Origin of the sequence: Streptomyces collinus Tu 365 (genome assembly GCF_000444875.1) — a bacterium.
Classification (GTDB): Bacteria; Actinomycetota; Actinomycetes; order Streptomycetales; family Streptomycetaceae; genus Streptomyces; species Streptomyces collinus_A.
The window spans coordinates 8,154,548-8,177,694 of record NC_021985.1 but is presented as its reverse complement, the minus strand read 5'-3'; the positions used below and the strand labels follow the sequence as shown (position 1 = coordinate 8,177,694).

The 23,147-nt window shown below is 74.6% G+C and carries 20 protein-coding genes and 1 pseudogene; 17 read left to right on the top strand and 4 right to left on the bottom strand.

Annotated elements, in window-relative coordinates; genetic code table 11:
- Nucleotides 1–67: 67 nt before the first annotated feature.
- Both tap and tpg read left to right on the top strand, forming a co-directional pair.
- Complete coding sequence (gene tap / locus B446_RS35010; protein ID WP_020943820.1) at nucleotides 68–2,311, top strand: telomere-associated protein Tap; 2,244 nt, start codon at nucleotides 68–70, stop codon at nucleotides 2,309–2,311.
- A gap of 13 nt (nucleotides 2,312–2,324) precedes the next feature.
- Nucleotides 2,325–2,882, top strand: coding sequence for a telomere-protecting terminal protein Tpg (gene tpg / locus B446_RS35005; RefSeq protein ID WP_020937406.1), 558 nt, complete (start codon nucleotides 2,325–2,327; stop codon nucleotides 2,880–2,882).
- Between the two features lie 141 nt (nucleotides 2,883–3,023).
- On the opposite strand, the gene B446_RS35000 is transcribed toward tpg, so the two are convergent.
- Both B446_RS35000 and B446_RS34995 read right to left on the bottom strand, forming a co-directional pair.
- Nucleotides 3,024–3,641, bottom strand: a complete 618-nt coding sequence (locus B446_RS35000; RefSeq protein ID WP_020937407.1) for a DUF4328 domain-containing protein — start codon at nucleotides 3,639–3,641, stop codon at nucleotides 3,024–3,026.
- A gap of 156 nt (nucleotides 3,642–3,797) precedes the next feature.
- The gene (locus B446_RS34995; RefSeq protein WP_020937408.1) at nucleotides 3,798–4,214 is read right to left on the bottom strand and encodes a MerR family transcriptional regulator; all 417 of its coding nucleotides are present in this window, start codon (nucleotides 4,212–4,214) and stop codon (nucleotides 3,798–3,800) included.
- A gap of 92 nt (nucleotides 4,215–4,306) precedes the next feature.
- Here B446_RS34995 and B446_RS38585 point away from each other — a divergent pair.
- Nucleotides 4,307–4,744 (top strand): annotated as a pseudogene (locus tag B446_RS38585) (hypothetical protein); the annotation flags it as partial.
- Between the two features lie 699 nt (nucleotides 4,745–5,443).
- On the opposite strand, the gene B446_RS34980 reads toward B446_RS38585, so the two are convergent.
- Together B446_RS34980 and B446_RS34975 are read right to left on the bottom strand one after the other, a co-directional pair.
- A complete protein-coding gene (locus tag B446_RS34980; RefSeq protein WP_020937410.1) occupies nucleotides 5,444–7,048 on the bottom strand; it encodes an MFS transporter in 1,605 nt (534 codons plus the stop codon).
- On the bottom strand, nucleotides 7,045–8,349 hold the full coding sequence (locus tag B446_RS34975; protein WP_020937411.1) for an ATP-grasp domain-containing protein: 1,305 nt from the start codon (nucleotides 8,347–8,349) through the stop codon (nucleotides 7,045–7,047). Before B446_RS34975 ends, B446_RS34980 begins: the two co-directional genes overlap by 4 nt.
- Before the next feature lie 424 nt (nucleotides 8,350–8,773).
- Here B446_RS34975 and B446_RS36305 point away from each other — a divergent pair, with 424 nt between their 5' ends.
- From B446_RS36305 to B446_RS34905, 14 genes are all read left to right on the top strand, one after another.
- Complete coding sequence (locus B446_RS36305; protein WP_078614579.1) at nucleotides 8,774–9,565, top strand: thioesterase domain-containing protein; 792 nt, start codon at nucleotides 8,774–8,776, stop codon at nucleotides 9,563–9,565.
- A gap of 286 nt (nucleotides 9,566–9,851) precedes the next feature.
- Complete coding sequence (locus B446_RS34965; protein ID WP_020937413.1) at nucleotides 9,852–10,133, top strand: acyl carrier protein; 282 nt, start codon at nucleotides 9,852–9,854, stop codon at nucleotides 10,131–10,133.
- Nucleotides 10,130–11,551: a TrpB-like pyridoxal phosphate-dependent enzyme gene (locus B446_RS34960; protein ID WP_020937414.1), complete on the top strand. Its 1,422-nt coding sequence runs from the start codon at nucleotides 10,130–10,132 to the stop codon at nucleotides 11,549–11,551. Before B446_RS34965 ends, B446_RS34960 begins: the two co-directional genes overlap by 4 nt.
- Entirely contained in the window at nucleotides 11,548–12,738 is a 1,191-nt protein-coding gene (locus tag B446_RS34955) for an acyl carrier protein (RefSeq protein ID WP_020937415.1), read from the top strand. The genes B446_RS34960 and B446_RS34955 overlap by 4 nt, the downstream gene beginning before the upstream one ends.
- A complete protein-coding gene (locus tag B446_RS34950) occupies nucleotides 12,735–14,237 on the top strand; it encodes a class I adenylate-forming enzyme family protein (RefSeq protein WP_020937416.1) in 1,503 nt (500 codons plus the stop codon). Before B446_RS34955 ends, B446_RS34950 begins: the two co-directional genes overlap by 4 nt.
- Nucleotides 14,230–15,534: an Orn/DAP/Arg decarboxylase 2 gene (locus B446_RS34945; protein ID WP_020937417.1), complete on the top strand. Its 1,305-nt coding sequence runs from the start codon at nucleotides 14,230–14,232 to the stop codon at nucleotides 15,532–15,534. Before B446_RS34950 ends, B446_RS34945 begins: the two co-directional genes overlap by 8 nt.
- A 6-nt stretch (nucleotides 15,535–15,540) precedes the next feature.
- On the top strand, nucleotides 15,541–15,789 hold the full coding sequence (locus B446_RS40615) for a phosphopantetheine-binding protein (protein ID WP_020937418.1): 249 nt from the start codon (nucleotides 15,541–15,543) through the stop codon (nucleotides 15,787–15,789).
- A complete protein-coding gene (locus tag B446_RS34935; protein WP_020937419.1) occupies nucleotides 15,786–16,994 on the top strand; it encodes an acyl-CoA dehydrogenase family protein in 1,209 nt (402 codons plus the stop codon). Before B446_RS40615 ends, B446_RS34935 begins: the two co-directional genes overlap by 4 nt.
- A complete protein-coding gene (locus tag B446_RS34930) occupies nucleotides 16,987–18,102 on the top strand; it encodes an acyl-CoA dehydrogenase family protein (RefSeq protein WP_202807754.1) in 1,116 nt (371 codons plus the stop codon). The genes B446_RS34935 and B446_RS34930 overlap by 8 nt, the downstream gene beginning before the upstream one ends.
- Nucleotides 18,099–18,794: a 4'-phosphopantetheinyl transferase family protein gene (locus tag B446_RS34925; protein ID WP_202807755.1), complete on the top strand. Its 696-nt coding sequence runs from the start codon at nucleotides 18,099–18,101 to the stop codon at nucleotides 18,792–18,794. Before B446_RS34930 ends, B446_RS34925 begins: the two co-directional genes overlap by 4 nt.
- Nucleotides 18,784–19,680, top strand: coding sequence for a hypothetical protein (locus tag B446_RS34920; RefSeq protein ID WP_020937422.1), 897 nt, complete (start codon nucleotides 18,784–18,786; stop codon nucleotides 19,678–19,680). Before B446_RS34925 ends, B446_RS34920 begins: the two co-directional genes overlap by 11 nt.
- Complete coding sequence (locus tag B446_RS34915) at nucleotides 19,677–21,281, top strand: AMP-binding protein (RefSeq protein WP_020937423.1); 1,605 nt, start codon at nucleotides 19,677–19,679, stop codon at nucleotides 21,279–21,281. Before B446_RS34920 ends, B446_RS34915 begins: the two co-directional genes overlap by 4 nt.
- The gene (locus B446_RS36300; protein WP_078614580.1) at nucleotides 21,278–22,486 is read left to right on the top strand and encodes an ATP-grasp domain-containing protein; all 1,209 of its coding nucleotides are present in this window, start codon (nucleotides 21,278–21,280) and stop codon (nucleotides 22,484–22,486) included. Before B446_RS34915 ends, B446_RS36300 begins: the two co-directional genes overlap by 4 nt.
- 12 nt (nucleotides 22,487–22,498) lie before the next feature.
- On the top strand, nucleotides 22,499–23,047 hold the full coding sequence (locus B446_RS34905; protein WP_020937425.1) for a flavin reductase family protein: 549 nt from the start codon (nucleotides 22,499–22,501) through the stop codon (nucleotides 23,045–23,047).
- Nucleotides 23,048–23,147: the final 100 nt, after the last annotated feature.

The following is a 23,147-nucleotide window of genomic DNA, read 5'->3' as shown; positions in this document are numbered from 1 at the left end:
GCGAAATGAACGATGCATGTGCGCTATTCGTACGTCTCATTCGTTAGGATGGGGCTGGAGGTGCTTCATGTCCGAATTGTTCGACGCGGTGGATGCCCTGGTGGCGTCCCGGTCGTCGCTGCCGTCGCCGGCGGAGCGCCGGCGGCTGCGCCAGGCGCACGCCCTCACTCTGGACGAAGTGGCCGCCGCCCTGGGCGTGCGACGCGCGACCGTCGGCGACTGGGAATCGGGCAAGACCGAGCCGCGGCCGCCGCAGCGGGATGCGTACGCGCGCCTGCTCGAGCAGCTCGCACAGCTCTATCCCGCCACTGAAGACGTTGGTGCGCCGCAGGAGGACACGGCGGCGCCGAAGGCAGCCTCCGGCACGGCGCCGATGGCGCCGCCTGCGGCCTCGGGTGCGGTGCCCGCAGCCGCAGTCTCTGCCACATCAGGTACCACCGCGCCCGCTGTCCCCGCCGCCGCTCCCGCCTCGGCGGCGGCCCCGCGTCCGGCAGCCGCCTCCCGGCCTGCGCCGGCCTCCCGGCGTCCGGCCGCCGAGAAGGCCGCTCCGGCGGAGACGCCGCCGCCCGGTGGGGCGTACGCGCACGGCCCGCTGCTCGTCCTCGATGCCGACGCCGAGCGACATGTGACCGGCTACGGCGTCGGCGGCCTGATCCTGGATGTGCCCGCCAAGTCCCTTCCCGCGCTGGTGGAGTGGACGCTGGCCGAGGCGCGGCTCGGGGCGGAGCGGCTGCACGGCTCGGGCAAGGACGCCGACCCGCTGCTGGTGCTCACCGAGGCGGCGTGCGAGCGCTACGGCCTGCCCGCCCAGCTGTCGCACGAGGAGCGGCTGGCCGGGCGGCTCCCGGAGGGGCACAAGGTCGTCAAGCAGCTCCAGCGCGCGGACTGGCAGCTCACCAAGCGGGGGCTGGGGCCGTGGGCGCGGATCTACCGCCCCGTTCAGGGGGGCCGTCGGCGTTGCGTGCAGTTGTGCATTCCTTCGTGGCGCGCCCTCGACGACCGCGCGTGGGGCCATGCCGCCCGGTTGGAGCCGGCGGAGCTGGCCCGGGTGCTGGGTGTGTACGCGCAGCGGGTGATGACGCCGGTGGGGTCCACCGCGGTGACGGGGCTGCAGCTGATGACCGCGCTGAACCCGCCGACCCGTGCCGGCCGGCCGGACGAGGAAGGCAGGCGGCACCGCGAGCACCGGCCGGGGTCGCTGGGTACCGAGCCGGTGGACCCGGCGCCGTGCGAGGCGACCGACGGGCACCCCGTCCTGGCGCACCTGCCCCGCTTTCACGTGCGCGGCCCCGGCGAGAAGCTGTTCGAGGAGGCCTACGACTGGGCGCGGGATCTCACCGATGAGGAGTGCATGCGGCGCCACCTGGTCGGCATCGACGTGAACCTGGCGTTCGGTGCGGCCGCCAACGGCGCCGTCGTCGGCCTCGCGTCGCCGCCCGTGCACGTCACCGATCCGACTTTCGACGCCACGGTGCCCGGCTCCTGGCTGGTCGATCTCTCCCACGTCGACCTGAACCGGGTGAAGGTCGGCAAGCGGTGGCGGGACCTCGACGGTGACCTGCTGCCCAGCCCGTTCACGCCGACCGGCCGGCGTCCCGAGGGCCCGGCCTGGTACACCACGCCCACCGTGGCCTACGCCGTCGAGCTCGGCTACGAGGTGGCCCCGCTGGAGGCGTGGGTGCGGCCCGAGAGCGGCCGGTTCCTGGACGGCTGGTACAAGCGGCTGCGCGACGCCTACGTCGCCACCATGGCGGACCTGGGCGTCACCGAGAAGCTCTCCCCGGCCGCGTTCCTCAAGGCGATGGACGGCCACCGCGGCCGTGATCCGGAGCTGGCGCTCGTTCTCGGCGCCGTCAAGATGACCGTCAAGGGCGGCATCGGCAAGCTGCAGGAGAAGGCACGCGGCGGCGGCTGGAAACCGGGGCAGGCCTGGCCGGCTCTGGCCCGGCCGACGTGGCGCCCCGACATCCGGGCCACCGTGATCTCCCGGGCCCGGATCAACATGCACCGCAAGATGCTGCACCTGGCGGCGGCCACCGGCCGGTACCCGGTCGCGGTGCTCTCGGACTGCGCCGTGTACGCCGCCGACGGGCCCAGCCCGCTGGACGTCCTGCCCTACGACTCGGGCGGCAAGACCGTGCCCGGCTCCTTCCGGCTCGGCGTCTCCCCGGGGATGGTCAAGCACGAGGGCACCCAGAGCGTGCTGTGGGGAGCCAACGTGCTCGAGGAGCTCGCCGGTGACGGTCACGTCGCCAACCTCGCCCGCTACATCAAGACCGGCGAGGTCACCGCCAAGGACACCGGGGAATAGGGCGGTTACGGCGATGGTCACGATCGGCGAAGGACTCGACAAAGCCGTCCGGGGGGCGTTCACGCGTCCCGTCCCGAAGAGCGCCGGAGCGCAGATGCGTTACCTGGTCAAGCAGCACCAGCGCAGCACCCGGCGCGTGGCCGAGCTGCTCGGCGTCAGTCAGCGCACCGTCGAACGGTATGTGAAGAACCAGATCAGGAAGCCCCGGCCGGAGCTCGCCGGCCGCCTCGAGCGTGAGGTGCTCGTGCGCTGGCAGCCGCAGGTCAGGGCCAAGGCGAAGCAGGCCGCGGCCACCACCGGCGGCATCATGATCGACGTCCGGGCCCGGTTCGGCTACACCGCCGCCCCCGGCAGCACCGACGACGCCCGCGTGCGCCACCTCACCCTCGCCCTGCCACCCGGCCATGCCGCCCGTCTCTTCCAGGCCCAGGAAGCCGGTCTCACCGACGACCAGCTCCGCCAGGTCGCCGCCGAGGCCCTCGGCGAGGTCTACTTCCGCGACAACGGCCGCCGCGCCCACGGCCTCGAAGTCGAACTCACCGACCTGATCGACCTCGAGTTCGAGCTGTGACCGGCCCAGGGGCCGGACAGGACGGCGGGAAAGGGCCTTGGAGGGGATGTTCGTGGCTGCAGGGGCGCTGCGGGGAGCCGTGTCATCGGGTGGGCCGAACGGCGGCCACTGTCCCCTCGGCTGAGGCTCCCGGCCGGTCGGCTACGGCAGGGGCGGCAGGCTCGCAACGCCCGGGGCCGGGAGCGTCGATCCCAGCGCGGCGGCCTGCCGCGTCGTGATCCGCTGGATCACGGCGATCGCCAGGGCGGCCGCGGCCAGTTCCAGCCCCTCGGCCACCAAAAGCATGGCGAGCGAAGCCCGCTGCCCCGGCCCGCCGCTCACGGCGGCGACCAGCGCGTGCCCGATCCATGTCGCCCACCAGACGTTCACCAGCACCCGGTCGCGCGGTTGGGCCGCGCCGGGACCGCTCGCACGGAGGACGTCGAGGACCAGCCCCCGCGGCACCCACATGTTGATCACCGGGACCAGCCAGGAGAACACGGCCCACGGGGCCGACCCCGCAAGGGGGTTCGGGGACAGCGATCCTGCGACGCGCCGGGAGCGGGTGAACCAGACCAGGAACAGCGCCGCCGCCACGATCATCAGGTTCACGTACACCTGGGAGACCCGCCCCGACGTGCTCTCGGACGTGTCCAGCGGATGGGCCGCGTGCGCGCGCACGGTCACGGCCCGGGCGACGTCCGCCACGGCCGCCGCGGCCACGGCGGCCTGGGCGAAGCGGGCGGGCAGCCAGGGGGCCTTGACGGTGGGTCCGGACACGGGTGGATACCTGCCTGTCGTGGGGGCGCACAGGAACGTGGCCAGAGGTGATCGTCGGAGAAGCGGATCATAGGGCAGGTCGGGGCCGGTGCGGCCCGCTCGGTGCGGGCGCACGGCCGGGCCTGGCCCCCTGTCCTTCCCGCAAGGTCTCCCCCGTCACGCTCGGGACAGCGCATTTGCCTCCGCGGGGGCGCTTGCGGCGTCCGTCCCGGCGGGTCGGCCGGTCGGCCGCAGGGGGCATCCGGTGCCGACGCGCGTGGCCAGTTCGGCTCGCAGGGCGGTCAGTTCGGCGATCCGGGTGTCGACGACGCGGAGTTTCTCCTCGAAGAGCGTCGACAGTGCTTCCGCGGTGTCCGGCGCCTCGCGCAGCGCCTCGCCGTTGCGCGCGATCTCCGCCAGGGAGAATCCGAGTGCCTGCGCGGTGCGGACGTACTGGAGCCAGACCACCGTCTCCGGCGGGAAGTCGCGGTACCCGTTGGGCAGACGCCGGCCGGTGACGAGACCGACCTTCTCGTAGAACCGGATCGTGTCCCTGGTCATGCCTGCCTGCGCGGCAAGCTCACCGATGCGCATGCCCCTCCGTCGGATCTCGGGCTTGACCTTGGAGCGTGCTCCACTGTTTAGCGTGAGGCGCCGTCGTCAAGAGACCAAGCAGGAGCCTCGCCGTGAGCCGTCTTCGCCCCCCTTCCCGCCCAACCTACCTCCGCGTCGTCCGCGCGAGCGCCTGGTACGACCTGGTCGTCACCGCCGGGTTCGCGACTCCGTGGACCTACGTCCTGGTGCACGACACGCTGTCCTCGTGCGGCACGGCGCTCGGGCTCGGCGCCCTGCCCGAACTCGACCCGTGGCAGGTCCTGTTCGCCAACCTGATGGGCTCGGTGGTGGTCGTCTGGGCCGTTCTGCGGATCGTCAGACCGCTGCCGCAGCACGGACTGTTCGACGGCATCGCCCGGGCCCTGTTCGCGACGTGGCAGGCGTACGCACTCGCCCACGGGGTGTCGCGGCTGCTGTGGCTCTTCCTCGGCGTGGAGGTCGCGTTCGGCGTCCTCCAGCTCGCGCCGTGGAGCTTGCGAGCGATGAGGCGAGCGATGCGGCAGCCCCGGGACGGACACGCCCAGTCACCGCAGGCCGGGGCGATCAAGGCTCTCTTCGCCGGCCGATGGGTGAAGTTCCGTACGAAGGAGATGGAGAAGGCGAAGGCCGGCGCCTGGAGCCCGGAAGGTCCTGCGCCCGCCCCGTCCCTGAACACCAGGACGCAGCGGAAGCTCGTGGCGGCCCTGCGCGACGTCGTCGCCCGTGAGGTGCGCTTCAAGACCGCGGACGGCCCGGACGGCACCGAGCACGTCACCGCCACCGCCCCCTTCCGCACGCTGGTCACCAAGCTGTTCGGCGAGATGCGACCGCTGGTGAAGGACCTGCCGCCGGGCATGGAACTGCCGACGGCCAAGGACCTGAAGGACGCCCCCGACACCGACGTGAAGGCCGACTTCACGCTCAGGGGCGGCGAGTTGGACAGGGTGCGCGTCGACCTCGCCGGGCTGGCCGAGGACACCAAGGTCAAAAAGCTGGGCCTGACCCTGCGGATGGGACACGGCACCCGGCCCACCGTCCCGGCCGGTGCCACCGAACTGGACCTGAACGAACTCATGCAGGGCATGGTCCCCGGCCCGGCGGCCGGCGACGCCCTGGACCTCCCCCAGGATCAGCTCTGACCGCTTGAGCGGTGCCGTGCGCGCGAGGCGGGCGAGCCCGCGGCGGCGTCCCCGACGCCGACCACGGACTCGCCCGCTTCCTGCTCTCCGTCATGCCGCCGGCGACTGCATGTCGCCGGGGTCCGCGGCGGACGACCGGCGGCGGGTCAGGCGCAGGTCGGTCAGGGCGACGGTGACGGCCGAGGCGACCACGACGGCGTTGAGACACAGGGCGAGGCGCGGGCCGATGCCGGCCAGGGTGCCCGCCAGTGCCGTGCCGGCCGAACCGGCGGCCATCTTCAGCCCGGCCATCGTCACGAACACCTGCGCTCGGGCGTTGGGCGGGGAGTACACCGAGCGCACGGCCAGGGACGCGGTGAACAGGATGGCGCTCGTCGCTCCCGCCAGGGCGAAGGTCACCAGGGCGAGGACGTAACCGGGGGCCAGTGCGCACAGGCCGACCGCCACGGCGTTCGCGGCGATCAGCCGCAGCACCCAGCGCTCCGGTTCCCCGGTGAGGGGGAACGCGCCGGTCAGCAGCGCTCCGCAGAGGTTGCCGACGCCGTAGGCGGCGCCGAGGGCGGCGCCCGCGCCCGCCGAACCCTGGAGGTTGCGGCCGAGGACCACCGCGATCACCATCACGCCGCCGGTGCTGACCGACGTGATCATCGTGGCGATCATGACGCGGCGCAGCGGCCCCTTCCGGACGATCACGGTGAGGGCGTCCCGTACGGGCATCGAGCGCTGCCTCGCGGCGGCGGTGCGGCGTTCCTTCGGCAGCGCGAGCATCAGCAGGCCGGCCAGCACGCCGGCCGCGCCCAGCACGACGACCGCGGTCAGGGCCCCGGTCAGGGCGGTGATCGCGGCGACCGCGGCCGGACCGAGGATGTTGCTGCTTCCGTAGGTCGCCGAGTCCCACCCCTCGGCCCGGCGCTGGGCGCGGGTGTCCTCGCCGACGATCAGCGCGAGCCGGCTGCTGAGGCCCCCTGTCATCAGCGGATCGCACAGACCGCCGACGATGACGAGGAGACCCACGAGGACGACGGGCAGACGGCCCAGCGTCAGACCGGTCGCGGCGAGCATCAGCCCGAAGACGGTGAACGCGGCCGCCAGCCGGAACCTGGGGTCGCGGGCCTCCTCCAGCCAGCGCGCCATCCACGGCCCGGCGACGTTGGGCAGTGTGAGCAGGGCCGCCAGGACGCCGCCGAGCGCGGCCCCGCCGTGCCCCGGCCGGGCCAGCGTCAGCGCGACGAGCGCGACGGGAGCGCCACCGCTCGCCGAGCGTATGAGCGTCGCCGAGGTGAGGTACACCGCGAGCGAGAGCCCTCGCCGCTGCCGTGACTGCGCCTGCGCGTCCTGCGGTTGCGGCGCCGGGTCGTCGGCCCGGGCGGGTGCCCGCGGGGTGCCGGCCGGCTGCTGGTCCTTCGGCGCGTCGGCCACGTCCGGCGTGCGCAGGGGGGCGCGGGTCGTGTCGCCGTCGGCGTACTCGCGGCGCTCGCCTCCGGCGTGCGCGGATGCGGCGGACGTCGTGTCGTCCTCGGCGCGCTCGCGGCGCTCGCCTCCGGCGTGCGCGGATGCGGCGGACGTCGCGTCGCCCTCGGCGTGCTTACGGCGGTCGGGCGTGTCGTCTTCGTTCGGGGGGGTCCGGCCGTGGTGTTCGGACGCGCGGTCGCTGTTCGTGCCCGCGGGGGTCCGCCGGCCGCCGTCGGGCCTCACGCGACCGGGGCCGGGGTGCGGGTCCGCTCGGCCAGCAGCGGGAAACCGAAGAGGGTTTCCATGTCGGCCTTGACCGCCGTGCACGTCGCCTCGGCCTCGGCGGGTGTGGGGGCGAGGGCGCGCAGCATGCCGAACGAGTCGAAGTTGGTGCGCATGGGCGGTACCTCGTCGCCGGCGCGCACCCGGGCGTAGCCGGAGTGGAGGCGGGCGAGGAAGGGGGTGAACCAGGTGTCGGGGAGCTGGGCGGGCACGGTGGACTTCCTCGGTGCGGCGAGGAAGGAGTGCGAGGCCGAGCCCTTCAGGGGCAGGGGGCCGTCGGGCAGGGGGGCGCCGAGGAACAGGTCGACCAGGAGGGCGAAGACGTCCACGCCGGCGACGCTGCTGATGGTGTCGGGCAGGGAGCCGCCCGTCAGCCGGGGGTTGACCTCGATGAGCCGGAAGCCGGACGGGGTGTGCATCACCTCGACGTGGAAGATGCCGAGGTCGAGTCCGAGTGCGCGGCACACCTGGACGGCGTAGCGGCCGAGTGCGGCCTCGTCGGTGGCCGGCAGTCCGGAGGGGACGGTGCATCCCAGTTCCAGCACCGGGTTCTCCCGGCTCACCTTGCGGCTCGCGCACACGAGGGGGACCATGCGTCCGGCGGAGGCGGCGACCTCCACGGAGTACAGGTCCCCCGCGACCAGTTCCTCGACCAGATACCGCTCGTCGAGCTGGTGGGCCATGCCTTCGGTGAGTCCGTCGCGGTCGGCCGCCGCGGCGGCGAAGTGGGCCCGCACGGCTAAGGGGTCGCGGGCGATGGAGGTCACGGCCTTCCCGATGCCGAGGACCGGTTTCACGATCACCGGGTAGCCGATCGCCGCGGCGGCCTCCAGTGCTTCGGCGGCGTCGGTGACGACCCGGAAGCCGACGCTGGGCACCCCGCGTGCGTGCAGGATGCGGCGGCACTCGCCCTTGTCCCGGGCCGCGAGGGTGCCGGCCGGTGAGGTGCCGCGGGCGCCGATGCGGGCGGCGAGGTCGGCGGCGGCCTGTGCGCCGTAGCTCAGGGTGGAGAGCACCGCGTCGACGTCGGCGGGGTCCGCGCCGGAGGCGAGCAGTGCCGCGTACACCGTGTCGCCGTCCAGCGGGTCGGTGAACGCCGCGGTGTGGTCGGCGAGTTGGATGGCCTGTCCGCGCTGGGCCGGGGTGGCGGTGAAGTCGTAGAGGGGGCAGTGCAGGTAGGTCACGGTGTGACCGCATCGCTTCGCGTGGGCGAGTGCCTGGACGCCCAGACCTGTGGTCTCCACGAAGAGGAGGTGAGACATTGCGGCCCTTTCTCGTCGCGCGCGGCGGCGGGAAATCGATGGCGAACGGACGCGGGATGGCGTCGGCCATGAGAGGTGTTCCCCCGGAGCGGGATTCATGTGCGGCCGGTCGGGGCATGGTGGGGGTCCGCCGGCTGCCGTGTGCGGGCCCGGTCGGGGGCCGGTGCGCGTGACGTGGGCCGATGCGTGAACGCGCGGGGGAATTGGGGGGCGCACACTCCTCCGTGAGTGTGACCTGAGTCACACTTGCCTGGGTGATGTGTGATTCACGTGGTGCTGGTGACCCCGGGGGCAGTGAAAGTCCGGGGCTGTTCACAGGGCGCACGCGACACACCGCCCGAAGGCCCCATGGCGTTTCGGCGCTCCACGCACCATCGGGTCGAGGCCGGCCGGCCTCGACCGCAGGTTCGAGCGGGGGACCCCTGTGAGCCACAGCGCGCAAACCGAGACGACGGCCGGCTTAGCCAGGCCGCTGCTGTTACCGCTGGGAAGGCGGGCCGGCGACATCCGTACCGTCGTCTTCCACCCCCTGGGTGGCGGCCTCCTTCCCTATCTGGGGCTCGTCGCCCACCTCTCCCGCCATGGCCCCGTGTACGGCATCCGGGCGCTCGGCCTGGAGGAGGGCGAGGAACCGGACGCCCATATACCGGCCATGGCCGACCGTTACGCCGAGGCGGTGGCCGCGCTTGCCACCCCTGCCGACCTGTTCGTCGGCTGGTCCCTCGGCGGGCTGCTCGCCTTCGAGACGGCGCAGCGGCTGACCGGCGGGCACGCGCCCGACCTGGTGCTCGTCGACAGCAGTCCGGCACCCGTCGGCGACGGGCCCGAGGTCTACGACGCCGTGCGCCGCCAGGTGCTGAGCGAGGCCGCGGACCACATGGACGCGGGCGCTCTCGCCCGCACGGAGCGCACTGTCGACGCCCACCTCAAGGCCCGCACCCGCCACCGCGCGGACGGCCGGCATCCCGGCCGCACCCTGCTGATCACCTGTACCGGCAGTGACGATCCGCGGCAGGCCGCGCGCTGGTCGCCGCATCTCGCGGACGTCTGCGTCCGCTCCCTGGACACCGACCACTTCGGCGTCCTGCGCGCCCCGCACCTGAAGCAACTCCGTCTGCACATCCAGGAGTTCATCGCCGCTCGCGGCAACGGCGGTGCCCGGCGCACCGCGCCCGGCACGCAAGGGTGCAGAGCCGTGCCGGCTCCCCTGCGCTGACCGCTCCCCTGCGCTGACCGGCGCCGCTTTCCGACTGGCGTACCAAGCGACGCCCCTGTGCGCCCGGCCTCGCCGGCCGGCAGCCACCCGCGTCCCCTCCCCCCTCCCCCCTTTTTTCTTTTCCTCCCGTTACGGCGGTGTGCGTCACCGCCCTGCGCCCGGGACGGCGCACACCACTGTCCGTGGCGACGGCGCACACCGCTGCCCGCCGGCGGTCGTGCCCGGGTTCCGTTCACCTGCTCAGCACCCGTATCCGTATCCGTGTCCCGCTCCGCAAAGGAATGGCATGCAGCACGCACACCCCGCATCGCCCCACCTCACCGGCGTCGTGAAGAAGATCCTCGCGGCGGCCTCCGAACCCCCCGTCGACCCGGGCGGCCTGACGGACGACGAACCGCTCAACGGCGAACGTCTCCACATCAACTCCCTCACCCTCATCGGCCTCCTGGTCCAGGTCGAGGAGGAGACCGGCGTCGTCCTGTCCGACGAGCTGTTCGTGGGCCGGTCCTTCGCCACCGTCGCCGACGTCACCGCGATCGTCGAGCAGAGCAGCGAGGCCGCCGCATGAGCGAGGTCCCCCGCCGCTGGCGCAGCGTCCTTCCCCACCTCAAGCAGCCACTGCCGGCCGACCGCACCCAGCACTCCGGCACCGACGGAGGCATCGTGCAGGCGAACCTGCCGATGGAACTCGTCCGCCAGAGCGTGCGGCCGCGCGAGTACTGGGACATCCCCGAGGAGGTCGCCGACGCCTACCGGCGTTTTCGCCCCACCCCGCTGTGGCGGGCCCGCGCCTTCGAGAAGGCGGTGGGCGCCCGGGTGCCGGTCTGGGTGAAGTACGAGGGCGGCAACATCTCCGGCAGCCACAAGCTCAACACCGCGCTCGCCCAGGCCTACTACTACCACCGGGCGGGCGTCGAAGAGCTGGTCACCGGCACCGGCGCCGGCCAGTGGGGCACCGCGCTGGCCGCCGCCTGCGCCCGCTTCGGCATGCGCTGCACCGTCTTCATGGTCGGCACCAGCCTGGAACGCAAGCCCTACCGGGGCGTGTTGATGCGGATGCTCGGCGCGCGCGTCATCTCCAGCCCCAGCACCCTCACCGAGGTCGCCCGCTCCGGCCGGTCGGCGGGCAACAGCCTCTCGCTCGCGATCGGCGAGGCCGTCGAGTACGCCGCCCGCACCAACGGGGCGGCGTTCTGCATCGGCAGCGGTGAGACGTACAGCATCCTGCACCAGTCCGTGATCGGCCTGGAGGCCATCGACCAGCTCGCCGAGGAGGGGGGCGAGGTCGACGCCGTGGTCGGCTGCGTCGGAGCGGGCTCCAACTTCGGCGGCATCGCCCTGCCCTTTTACGCCGCGGCCGCCGCCGAGGGCACCGAAGCACCGGCACTGATCGCGGCGGAGTCCAGCACGACCCCCAAGCTCACCCGCGGCGTGTACGCCTACGACCGCACGGACGCCACCGGAACGTCCCCGCTGGAGGCCATGTACACCGTCGGCAGCGACTACGGCATTCCCGACTCCCATTCCGCGGGCCTGCGTTACCACGGTGCCGCCAAACTCGTCTCCGCGATGCGGCACGCGGGACAGGTCCGTGCGACCGCCGTCGACCAGGTCGCCGCCCTCGCCGCGGGCCGTGCCTTCACCACGTCGGAGATGACGCTGCCCGCCCCCGAGTCCGGACACGCCCTGGCCGCCGCCGCCTTGGCGGCGGGCGACGGCGGCGGGGACGGTGACGCCCCCCGCGCCCGCACCGGAGTCCTGGTCTGCGTGAGCGGCCACGGCTACCTGGACCTCGGCGCCTACCAGCAGTTCCTCGAGGGCGAGTTGGCCGACCGCGCGCCCGACCCGGCGGCGATCGCCGATGCCGTCGCGGGCCTGGCCCGTATCGACGCGGCCGCGGACGCCGAGACGGCGCCCGGCCGGATCACGGTCGCGGCGGCCGGACGGCCGACGGGCGCACCCGCCGGTCTCGAGGAGGTGCGGTGAGCGCCCCCGCCGTCCCGCGGACCGCCCCGCCGGCGGACCTGTGCGCCGACCTCCTGGACTGCCTCCAGGTCAACCTGGCCTGGCTGGCCCGCGCCGAGTACGGGGTCTCGCCGCTCGTCCTCGGCGCGCGCCTGGAGTTCGCGCCGCGCGACGCCGGCCCCGGCCGCCTGCCGACCGTCGATCCGGCCACCGGCACCCACCTGGAACGCAGTGCCGCTGCGCTCGGGCTGTCGCTCACCAAGGCGCGCACCCTCCCTCCCTGCGCCGCCGCCCTGCCGGCCGGCCCCGGCACCCTGTACGTGGTCGCCGACGCCTACCACCTGCCCTGGGTGCCGTACCACGGCCACGCCCACATGGACCACAGCTTCCTGCTCGACAGGGACGCCGCCGGGCGGGCCGTGGTGCGCGACGGCTACCACAACGACACCCCCTACGGTCCGGCCCGGCCCGGCATCTGGACCCTCACCGAGAAGGAACTCGCCCAGGCGCTGTGCGACGGCGCGCGCGTCCACCGCACGTCCCGCGCCGGGGCGCCGCAGGAGGCCACCGCGGTCGTGGCGGCCACGGCGGCGGCCGTCGAGTCGTACGTGCGCGCCTACCGCGAGCACCCCGACCGGCAAGAGGCCCTCGCCCGACTCACCCTGGAGACCTGGCTGCTGGCCCGGGCCCGGCGGCTGCACGCCGCACACCGGGCCGCCGCCGGCGACGTGGCACCGGCCGTCGCACAGCACCTGACGGCCTGGGGCAAACTGGCCGAGCACACCTTCCTGGCCCACCGCCGCGTCCAGCGCGGCCGGCCGGAACCCGCCGGCCCGCTGGAGAGGCTCGCCGAACTCCTGCACGCCGACTCCCAGGTGTTCACCGCGCCGTACCCGGTGCGCGAGGCCGCCCCGGCCACCGGCGACGTCGCCAGGGCGGCCACCGGCCTGCCGGACACGGACGCGGTGCGCAGGGCCGTCGCCGAAGAAGCCGCCGCCGTGCTGCGCGTGCCCGCCGCCGAGCTGCTGGCGGGCCGCCCGCTGACCGGGATACCGGGCTTCGGCTCCTTCCGGATGGTCGACATCGTCGAGCGGATCGAGCAACGGCTGGGCATCGAGTTCGACGCCGACGATCTCGTCCCCGAACACCTCCACGACCTCGACGGCCTGTGCCGCATCACCGCCCGCGCCCACCGGGAGACGCCGTGAAGCTGCTGCACGATCTGATCGACACCGCGGCGCGCCGCGCGCCGCACGCGCCCGCCGTCACCACCTCGCACGACGGCCTGACCCACGGTGAACTCGCCGTCGCCAGCCGGGCGGCCGCCCACTGGCTGCGCGGCCTCGGGGCCCGCCGCGGGGAACGCGTCGTGGTGGTGGCCCCCTCCACCGTCGAGGTCGCCGTCCTCGTCTATGCCGCCTCCCGGATCGGCGCCCCCTTCGCTCTGCTGCACGAACAGACCCGCGGGCGGGCCCTGGCTCACGTCCTGGACGACGCCGAACCCGTCCTCCTGCTCGCCGACGACGAGGACGCCCGGCGCCTGGCCGCCGAGCGGGGCATCACCGCCGCCCGCCTCTCGGACGTCCCGCGCGGCCCGGAGTCGACGCCCGGCCGGTCCGGGCCGGCCGCCGGCGAGCGGGGCGGCGACGCTCCGCTCCCGGTCGACCCGGTCTGCCTGATCTACACCTCCGGCACCACGGCAGCCCCGAAAGCCGTGGTCAGCACCCACCAGCAGGCGCTGTTCGCCGTCCACGCCATCCAGGGCGAACTGCGCTACCGCCCCGACGACGTGGTCTACAGCCCCCTTCCCCTCTCCTTCGACTACGGCCTCTACCAGGTGTTCCTCGGCGCCCTGAGCGGGGCCGCGGTACGGCTCGGGCTGCCCGCCGAGGTCGGGGCCACCCTGCTGCGCAACATCGAGGCCGCGCGCGCCACCGTCCTGGCCTCCGTGCCCGCCGTCGCCGAGACCCTGGCCAAGCTGGTGCGCCGCTCGCCCGGCCACGGCCTGCGGCTGCGGCTGCTCACCAACACCGGCGCCGCGATGCCCCCGCAGCCCCTCGCCGTGCTGCGGGCCGCCGTCCCGGGGCTGCGGGTGCAGCTCATGTTCGGGCTCACCGAGTGCAAACGCGCCGCCATCAACCCGCCGGACGCGGACCTGGAGCACCCCGGCAGCTGCGGCCGGGCCCTGCCCGGGACCGAGATCTACGCGGCCGGCCCGGACGGGGAGCGGCTGCCCGCGGGCGAGACGGGCGAACTGGTGGTGCGCGGGCCGCACGTCATGGCCGGCTACTGGCGCCGCCCCGAGCTGACCGCCCAGCGGTTCCCGCGCCGCGAGGGGCTCTTCCCCGAGCTGCGCACCGGCGATCACGGATGGCTCGACGAACACGGTTTCGTCCACTTCGCCGGCCGCCGCGACGACATCTACAAGGAGCGCGGATTCAGGGTCAGCGCCACCGAGGTGGAGGCCGCCGCCCGGCGCGTGGACGGCGTCGAACAGGCCGCCGTCCTGCCGCCGGCCGACGGCGCGCCCGCGGTCCTGGTGGTGGTCGGCGACCGCGGCCCCGCGGACGTCCTGGACGCCATGCGCGAGGAGATCGAGGAGTTCAAGGTGCCCGGCCGCTGCGTGCCGCTGCCCGCCCTGCCCCTGACCCGCAACGGCAAGGTCGACCGCAAGACCCTCGCCCAGGAGGTGGCCAGCCTTGTCTGACCCGACCACCGCCGTCCTGGCGGACACCGCCCGGCCCGGCGCCGTGGCCGCCCCCGGCCTCCTGACCGCGGCGGTCGGCGCCGCGCTGGAGGCGGGCGCCGAGACCCCGTGCTACGTGTACGACCTCGCGCGCGTCCGGGAGAACGCCGCCCGGCTGCGCGGGGCCCTGCCCGAGCCGGGCGACCTCTACTACTCCCTCAAGGCCAACTCCCACCCCGGCGTCCTGCGCACCCTCAGGCAGGCCGGGACCCTGCCCGAAGTGTGCTCCCCCGGCGAACTCGACGCCGCGCTCGACGCCGGCTGGGACGCCGGGCAGGTCCTGTACACCGGGCCCGGCAAACGCGACCAGGACATCGAGCGGGCGCTGGAGAAGGGGGTCCGCGAGTTCTGCGCCGACTCCCCCACCGGCCTCGACCAGCTGGACCGGCTCGCCGGCCGGGCGGGGGTGCGGACACGGACGCTGCTGCGCGTCAACGACGACCGTCCCGCCGCCGGGCAGGGCCTGGCCATGACCGGGGTCGCCTCCCAGTTCGGCGCCGACACACGGTGGATCGCCGAGGAACCGGAGCGCTTCGGGGACCGGCCCCACGCCGAGGTCACCGGCCTGCACCTCTACATGGGCACCAACCTCACCCACGTACCCGACCTGCTGGCGCAGTTCCGGCAGTCCCTCACCACGGCCGGCCGGCTGCGCGCCGTCCTGGCCCCGCACACCGCGCGGCTGGACACCACCCTCGACCTGGGCGGCGGCTTCGGCGCCCCCTTCGCCAAGGAGGGTGAGGCCACCGACCTGACCGGCCTGCGCGAAGGGCTCGCCGAACTCCTCGACGCCGGCGCACCCGGCTGGCGTGACGGCACCCCCCGCCCGGCATACGAGTCCGGCCGTCACCTGGTGGGCGACGCCGGCACGCTGCTCACCCGGGTCCTCGACGTGAAACGGTCGCACGGCCGGGACGTCGCCGTCCTGGAGTCCGGCATCAACCACCTCGGCGGCATGGCCGGCCTGCGCCGCCTGCCACCGCTCAACCCGACCCTGGTCACCGGCGCGGCAGGACGCGGCGAACCGCGGCCCACCCTGGTCACCGGCCCCCTGTGCACCCCGCTGGACACCTGGGCGCGCCAGGCGCCGCTGCCCGCGCTGCGCCCCGGCGACCTGCTCGCCGTCCCCAATGTCGGCGCCTACGGGCTGTCCGCCAGCCTGCTCGCCTTCCTGGGCCATCCCGCCCCGCTCGAAGTCGCCGTCGACGGCGACGCCGCACCGCACCTGACCCGTCTCACCCTCACCCGGAAGGGCTGAACCGCCATGGACGCCATGTTCCAGAACGTGCTCCGCGACCACCTGCCCCGCCTGCTGCAGCAGCCGCTCACCGACGACACCCGGCTGCGCGATGCGGGACTGGACTCCATGAAGTCGGTCGACCTGCTGTTCGCCATCGAGGACGAGCTGGGCGTCTCGCTGCCCGACGACGACCTCAACGAGGAGACCTTCGCGACCGCCGGCTCGCTGTGGCGGGCCGTGGACGCCGCGCGCACCGCCGAGGCGGTCGCGTGAGCACCGCCCCCACCGCGCCCGCCCCGGTCACCGGCGCGGCCGGCCGGGGCCGGGCCCCCCTCGTCCTCGCGCCCCTGGTCGAGGAGGCGGCCGAGGTCACCGCGGCCCACGCGCGGCGCACCGACACCGAAGCCGTGTTCCCCCTCGAGGCGCTCGACTCACTGCGCCGCACCCGGCTGCTCGGCCTGCTCGTGCCGAGCGCCGACGGCGGACTCGGCGGCCGGCTGGGCGACATGCTCACCGCCACCCGGCGCCTGGGCCGCGAGGACATGTCGCTCGCCATGGTCTTCGCGATGCACTGCCAGCAGGTGGCCGCCCTGGCCCAGCACGCGAACGGCACGCTGCGCGGGGAACTCCTGCCCCGGATCGGGGCGGGCGAGGTGTATCTGGCGTCGGTCACCACCGAAGCCGGCAAGGGCGGTGCGCTCCTCAGCGCCACCGCGCCCCTCCAACAGCGCGAGGGCGACCTGCTCCTCGACCGCTTCGCGCCGATCGTCACCGGCGGTGCCCACGCGGACGGCTTCCTCGTCACCATGCGCAGCCCCCACTCCGACAGCGAGCACGACGTCTCGCTGGTGTACGCCGACCGCAGCCAGCTCGAGGTGGCCTGTGCCGGCGGCTGGGACCCGCACGGCATGCGGGCCAGCCACAGCGGCGCGCTCCACCTGCGCGGCAGCGTTCCCGGCCACCAGGTCGTCGGGGAGCACGGCCGTTTCCGTGACATCGTCACGCACACCTTCGGCCCGCTCGCCCACCTCGGCTGGAGCGCCGCCTGGCTGGGCACGGCCGAGGGCGCACTGGCCCGCACCGTCGCCATGCTGCGCTCCGGCCGCACCCGCGGCGGCGCCCTGCTCGACTCCGAGCTGCTGCTCACCCGGCTCGCCCGGGTACGCCACCGTCTGGAGGCCGTCGCCGCGCTGCTGGCCCGCACCCTGGACGCGGTCCTGCACGAGGACGTCTCCCGGCCCCGCGTGCAGCTCCTGGTCAACGGTCTGAAGGTGACCGCCTCCGAGCAGTGCCACGCGGCGGTGCAGGAACTGGTGGACGCGGTCGGGCTGCGCCACGGCTACCTGCGGGACTCACCCCTCGCGCTGGAGCGCGCCCTGCGGGATCTGCGCTCGGCGAGCCTGAACTTCAGCAACGACCGGCTGCTGCTGGCCGACGGCAGGCTCACCCTCCTGGATCCGGAGGTGCGTCTTGCCTGACCTCGCAGAGCTCCTGGAGCGCGGCGGTCCCGGGCCGGTAGCGGATTCCGGGCCGGCCGGCGGATCCGGCCGGCGGTTGTGGGCACGGCTGGGTGCGGCGGGCGCTCTGCGCGACATCTACCGGGAGGGGCTGCCCGAGCGCGGGGTGATCCCCGACCGGCTCGGCGATCTGATCGTGCGCGCCGAGGCGCAGGAGGACGCCGGAGCCCTGCTGTCGGTCTGCGTCCAGGCCGCTACCGTGCTGCCGCTGCTGGCGGAGGCGGGCCGGCGCGGGCCGGCCGCGGCGGACGTCGCCCGGCGGATGCTCGAGGGCCGGTGTGTGGTGGCCCTGGCCGCCACCGACAGCGGCCCCGGCTCGGACCTCACCGCGCTGACGACACACGTCGAGGAGACAGACGCCGGCACCGTGCTGCGCGGCAGCAAACGCTGGATCACCAACGCGGTCCACGCCGACCTGCTGCTCGTCCTGGCCCGCCGTCGTCCCGGCCCCCACTTCACGCATTTCACCTGGTACCTCGTGCCCGCCGACGACCCGCGGGTACGCGTCGAGGCGGCGGAGGGCCCCTACTTCACCGGGTCCGGCACCGGGCACATCCACCTCGACGGCGTCCCGGTACTCGCCGGCGAGCCGGTCGGCGGCGCGGGGCGCGGACTGGCCCTGTTCGCCCGGCACATCGCGGTGGAACGCCTCGCCGGCGGTCTGTGGGCGGCCGCGGTCTGCCGCCGGGCGCTCGCCGACACCCGGGACCGGCTGGCGCGGCGCGGCTTGTGGGAACAGCCCGCGATCCGCCAGCGGCTCGCCGGCGCCCTGGTCCGCACCCGGCAACTGCAGGCGCTGGTGCAGGTGTCGGGGGCCGCTGTGGCCGCCGAGCACGACCACACCGGTGCGGCGCTGGTGAAGGCGGCGGCCGGGGAGACGGCCGACCACGTCCTCGGCGTGTGCGCGCACCTGTGCGGTGCGGACGGCTTCGCCGCCGCGGGCATGCAGCACCGGCGCGCGCAGGCCGCGCTGTTCGGGATCGCCGGCGGCAGCACCGAGACCGTCCTGGGCTCCGTCGCCGACCAGGCGCAGGCGCTGCTGGCCCGGCCCGGCGGGGCGGCGTGGTGAGCGCCGCCCCGGCCCCGGCGCGCCCGGGCCCGCCCGGCCGGCCGGCCGGTGACGTCACCGTCGAGGCGGCGCCCGGTGTGTGGGTGGCCTGGGCGCGTACGGCCGCGGTGAGCGAGCACCCCGCCGACCTGGCGGACGTGCGCGGCCGGCCCCGGTGGCGGCGGCGCCAGTCCCTCGCCGCCCGGGGACTGCTGCGTGCTCTGCTCGCCGAGGTGTGTCCCGGGACCGAGGGCGTCGCGCTGAGCGCCGACGTCCGCGGCCGGCCCGCGCTGCAGGGGCTGCCCGCTCTGGGCGTCAGCCTCTCCCACGACGGCCCGTCCGGCACCTCCGGCGACTTGGGCGGTGACCTGGTGGCCGCGGCCGTGGCCCCCGGCCGGCGTGTGGGCGTGGACGTGCAGTTGCCGCCCGGCCCGGATGTGCCGGCCGGCCTGGTCCGCCGGTGTCTGCGCGAACGCGCCGGCGAGCTGTCCTCGCTGCCGGCCGGGCGCCGCGCCCTGGAGTTCGCCTGGGTGTGGACGGTGCAGGAGGCCTGTGTGAAGGCCGACGGCACCGGTATCGCCGGCCGCCCGTGGTCCCTCGACATCCCGGTGCGGCCCGGCACCGGCACCCTGGGCGATCTCACCTGGATCGCCCTGCGTCACCTCAGCGTCCATCCCGTGAGTTGCGCCTTTGGAGATCTCCGTGCCCGCTGAAGCGCTGAGCTGCTACACCACCAACCTCAAGGAACACCTCCGTCTCACCGACCCCGCTGCCGAGCGGCGGCTGGCGGCCGGCTTCACCCTCTCGGTCCGCCGCGACGGTCTCGACGACACCCTGGCCTTCAGCCACCACGAGCGGGTGGCGCCCGACTTCGGCTACCGCGGCGCACGCCGCTGGGAGGACGCCGTGTCGGCGTTGCGGGGCGAGTTCGCCCGCCGGGGCGATGTCCTCGTCGTGGCCAACTGCCGCAATCTGCCGTGGAGTCCGTCCCATCTCGTGCGCGACGTGCCGCACTGGCTTCGCCTCGCCGCCCGCGACGGCGGGCGCTGGCTGGTCGTCGACGACTTCGACGCCCTGCTGCCCGAAGGCCACCAGTCACCGCACCGCGGCTGGGCCGACGAGGGTGAACTGCGCGTTCTGCTGGCCCCGTTGCCCGGCCTGGACACCGTGCTGCACCAGCGCGACGTGTACGCCCTGGGCGGCGGCCCCGCCTGGGTGCCGGACCCGGGCAGCCACCGCTGGCTGGAGCACGGCGCCGGCCGCTTCGACCCGTGCCCCGGCCGGTGGGTGCGCGGCACCGCCGCCTCGCTGGCCCTCCTGCGCGACCTGCTGGCGTGCGAGCCGCGGGCACTGGTCCGCTACGCCGAGGATCTGTGGGCCGCGGCGCGCCATCACCAGTACCTGCACCGTGCCGAGCCGGCGACCGCCGCCGCGTGGGGTGAGCTGTCCCGTTCCCTGCGCTACGCCGCCCAGTCGGCGGCACGCGGCAGGCCCCGCGCCTCGCTGGTGCGTACGGCCTTCGACCGCATCCTCACCGCGCTCGGCCCCCCTGAGGCGGCCGCCCGACCCGCCGCCGTGAGCGCGGGAGCGGCCTGGTGAGCGCCCGTAGCGGGGACCGCCCCGCGACCCTGTACGGGTGGTTCGCCGCATCGGCCGCACGCCACCCCGACCGTCTCGCCCTTCAGGCCGCCGGGCAGGCCCTGACCTATCGCGAACTCGACGACTACAGCGCCCGTGTCGCGGCCGGCGTCCTGCACGCCTGCGGCGGATGGCCGCGCCGGGTCGGTCTGCTGGCCGGCCGGCGGCCCGCCGCGTACGCCGGCTACCTGGCCGTCCAACGGCTCGGTGCCACGGTCGTCCCGCTCAACACCGCCTGGCCCCGGGCCCGCAACGCCTCCGTCGCCCACCGTGCCGGACTCGACCTGGTGCTGGCCGACGAAAGCGGGCAGGCGGGCGAGCTGCCCGTGCCGGTGCTCGACCTGGCCGACGCGGCCGGCAGCGGCGACGCCGGCGGCACCGCTGTCCGCCGCGGTGAACCGGGAGCGCCCGCCTACATCCTGTTCACCTCCGGCAGCACCGGCGCCCCCAAGGGTGTGCCGATCCTCCAGGAGAACGTGGCCCCCTACCTCGCCCACGTCATCGACCGCTACGAGGTCGGGCCCGGCTCCCGGCTCTCCCAGACCTTCGATCTCACCTTCGACGTCTCGGTGTTCGACATGTTCACCGCGTGGGGCGGCGGTGCGACCCTCGTCGTCCCCGGCCGGGACGAGATCCTGACCCCCGTACGGTTCGTCAACACCCATCGGCTGACCCACTGGTGCTCCGTTCCGTCGGTGATCTCCTTCGCCCGCCGGATGCGGGCGCTGCGCCAGGGCGCCATGCCGACCCTGCGCCACAGCCTCTTCGCCGGGGAGCCGCTCACCCTCCAGCAGGCCCGCACGTGGCAGGCGGCGGCGCCGTCGTCGCGGCTGGAGAACTTCTACGGCCCGACCGAGCTGACCATCACCTGCTCGGAGTTCGGCCTCGGCACCGACCCGGGGGGCTGGCCCGCGACCGCCAACGGAACGGTGCCGATCGGCCACGTCTACGCGCACCTGGAGCATCGCGTCCTCGACACCGCGGGGCGGCCGGCCCAGGAGGGGGAACTGTGCGTGCGCGGGCCCCAGCGCTTCCCGGGCTATCTGGACCCCGCCGACAACACCGGACGCTTCTGGGACCTCGACGGCGACCACCCCACCGACCCCGCCACGGCGCCGGCCGGGCGAGCCGGGCCGGCGGGCGTGGTCCCGGCCCGCATGTGGTACCGCACCGGCGACCGGGTCCGCCCGGCCGGCCGGGACGGACTGCTGCACCTGGGCCGCCTCGACCACCAGGTGAAGGTCGACGGCTACCGCGTCGAACTCGGCGAGATCGAGTCCGCGCTGCGCGAGGGGCCCGGTGTGCACGACGCCGTGGTCCTCGCACTGCCCACCGCGCACCACGGCACCGAACTGCACGCCGTGTGCACCGGCGACGATCCCCGCCCCGAGGCCCTGCTCGCCGCACTGCGGGAGCGGCTGCCCGCCTACATGGTCCCCGCCTTCCTCCACGTCCGTGCCGAACTGCCCCTGAACGGCAACGGCAAGACGGACCGGGCGGCCCTCGCCGCCCTGCTGCACGACGCCCCCGCAGCCACACCGGTCAAGGAGCTCCGCTCATGAGACACCGCCCCGATGCGCCCGTGGTCCTCGTCGGAGCCCGCCCCGCCGAGGGCCACACCACCCTGACCCGCCTGGGCATCCCCTTCGTCTGGATCGTCGACCCCGGCGAGCCGCTGCCGCAGGCCGGAGCGGGCGTCCTCGCCGTCCACCGCGCCCCCTACCGCGCCGACCCGACCTCCCTGCTGGAGGTACCGCTGCCGCGCGACACCGCCGCCGTCCTGTCCTTCACGGAGTTCGGCCTGTTCCCGGCCGCCCTGCTCTGCGAGGCGCTGGGGCTGGCGTCGGTGTCCGTGGGCGCCGTGCTGCGCACCCGGGACAAGCTGCTCATGCGCCGGATGCTGCAGGCCGACTGCCCCGGCCCCGCCTTCGGCATCGTCGGCGAGGACGAACCGGACGCGGACGACTTCCCCCTCATCGCCAAACCGGTCCGGGGCGCCGGCAGCCGGGGCCTGCACTACATCGCCCGGCCGGCCGACTACCCGGCCCTGCGCGACGACCTGCGCGGCCTGCTCTGGGAACGCTTCGTCAGCGGCCCCGAATACAGCGTGGAGGCCGTGTCCGGCGAGGACGGCCACCGCATCCTCGGCGTCACCGCCAAGCGCACCAGCGGACGTCCGCGCTTCATCGAGACCGGTCACCAGAGCCCGGCCCCCCTCGACGCGGTCGTCCACGCCCGGATCGAAGAACGCGTACGGCGCTGCCTCGACGCCCTCGGTGTCGACCGGGGCGCCAGCCACACCGAGGTCAAGGTCGAGGACGGCCGGGTGCACGTGATCGAGACGCACACCCGGCCCGGCGGCGACCGCATCCCGCTGCTGACCCAACTGGTCACCGGGCTCGACCAGTACGAGCTGGCCGTCCGCTCGGTCCTGCCCGGCCCGGCCCCCGCCGAGCCGCGGCCCCGCTTCGCCCACGCGGCCGTCCACTACTTCCCCTGGGAGGACGCCGTCCTCGCCGGCCACGCCGACGCCGGCCGCTGCCGTGCCCTCGACGGCGTCGTGGAACTCCAGGTGCACGCGCGCCCCGGCGACCACCTGCCGCTGTGGCAGCACAGCCATCAGCGTCCCGGACACGTCGTCGTCGGAGCCGGCAGCCGCGACGAACTCCACGCGCGCATGCGGACGGTGGAGGAAGCGCTGAGCCCCGTCCTGCGGCGCACGGGCGATCCCGTGCCCGCCGCGCCGCCACTGCTCCCCACGTCCTGAAGGAGTCACCCCATGGGCCTTCCCGCCCCCACGGCCACGACCCTGCCGCCGGCCCGCGGCAGCGCTCCCCAGCACGCACCGCGCGCCGACCGCGACACCTTCTGCGCCGCCATGACCCATCTCCCCAGCGGCGTCAGCATCATCACGACGCAGAGTCCGCAGGGCCCGCTGGGCTGCACCGTCAACTCCGTCATCTCGCTGTCCGCCCAGCCGCCCACGCTGCTGGTGTCGCTCGCGAACACCAGCCGCACCCTGCTCAACGCCCTGCGCACCGGCGGCTTCGCCGTCAACGTCGTCTCCTGGCAGCAGCGGGAGCTGTACGGCCGGTTCGCCCAGGGAGACCCCGTCCGGCGTTTCGACGGCGTCCCGCACTCCCTCCGTGACGGCCAGCCCGTCCTGACCCACGCGTCCGCCGTGTTCACCTGCGCCGTCGAACGATCCATCGAGGTGGGCGACCACACACTCCTGGTGGGCAGCCCCATCGACGCCTCCCACGACGGCGACGCCCGTCCCCTGGTCCTGCACCGCCACCGTGCGCACCAGCTGGACGCGTCCGCTTGACGCAATCGAGGCGCCGGTGCGAGCGGGGCCTACGACGTCCGGCCGTGACCGGCATCACCGGGGCGCGGCCGGTCGCGTGGCTGGAGCGCGCCGGCCGGGC

What these genes read in the sequence shown, in the direction of transcription:
- B446_RS34995 (WP_020937408.1), bottom strand. Translation starts at nt 4,214, where the DNA reads ATGCGCATCGGTGAGCTTGCCGCGCAGGCAGGCATGACCAGGGACACG.
- B446_RS34975 (WP_020937411.1), bottom strand. Translation starts at nt 8,349, where the DNA reads ATGTCTCACCTCCTCTTCGTGGAGACCACAGGTCTGGGCGTCCAGGCA.
- tap (WP_020943820.1), top strand. Translation starts at nt 68, where the DNA reads ATGTCCGAATTGTTCGACGCGGTGGATGCCCTGGTGGCGTCCCGGTCG.
- B446_RS34905 (WP_020937425.1), top strand. Translation starts at nt 22,499, where the DNA reads ATGGGCCTTCCCGCCCCCACGGCCACGACCCTGCCGCCGGCCCGCGGC.
- B446_RS34965 (WP_020937413.1), top strand. Translation starts at nt 9,852, where the DNA reads ATGCAGCACGCACACCCCGCATCGCCCCACCTCACCGGCGTCGTGAAG.
- B446_RS36300 (WP_078614580.1), top strand. Translation starts at nt 21,278, where the DNA reads ATGAGACACCGCCCCGATGCGCCCGTGGTCCTCGTCGGAGCCCGCCCC.
- tpg (WP_020937406.1), top strand. Translation starts at nt 2,325, where the DNA reads ATGGTCACGATCGGCGAAGGACTCGACAAAGCCGTCCGGGGGGCGTTC.
- B446_RS40615 (WP_020937418.1), top strand. Translation starts at nt 15,541, where the DNA reads ATGGACGCCATGTTCCAGAACGTGCTCCGCGACCACCTGCCCCGCCTG.
- B446_RS34960 (WP_020937414.1), top strand. Translation starts at nt 10,130, where the DNA reads ATGAGCGAGGTCCCCCGCCGCTGGCGCAGCGTCCTTCCCCACCTCAAG.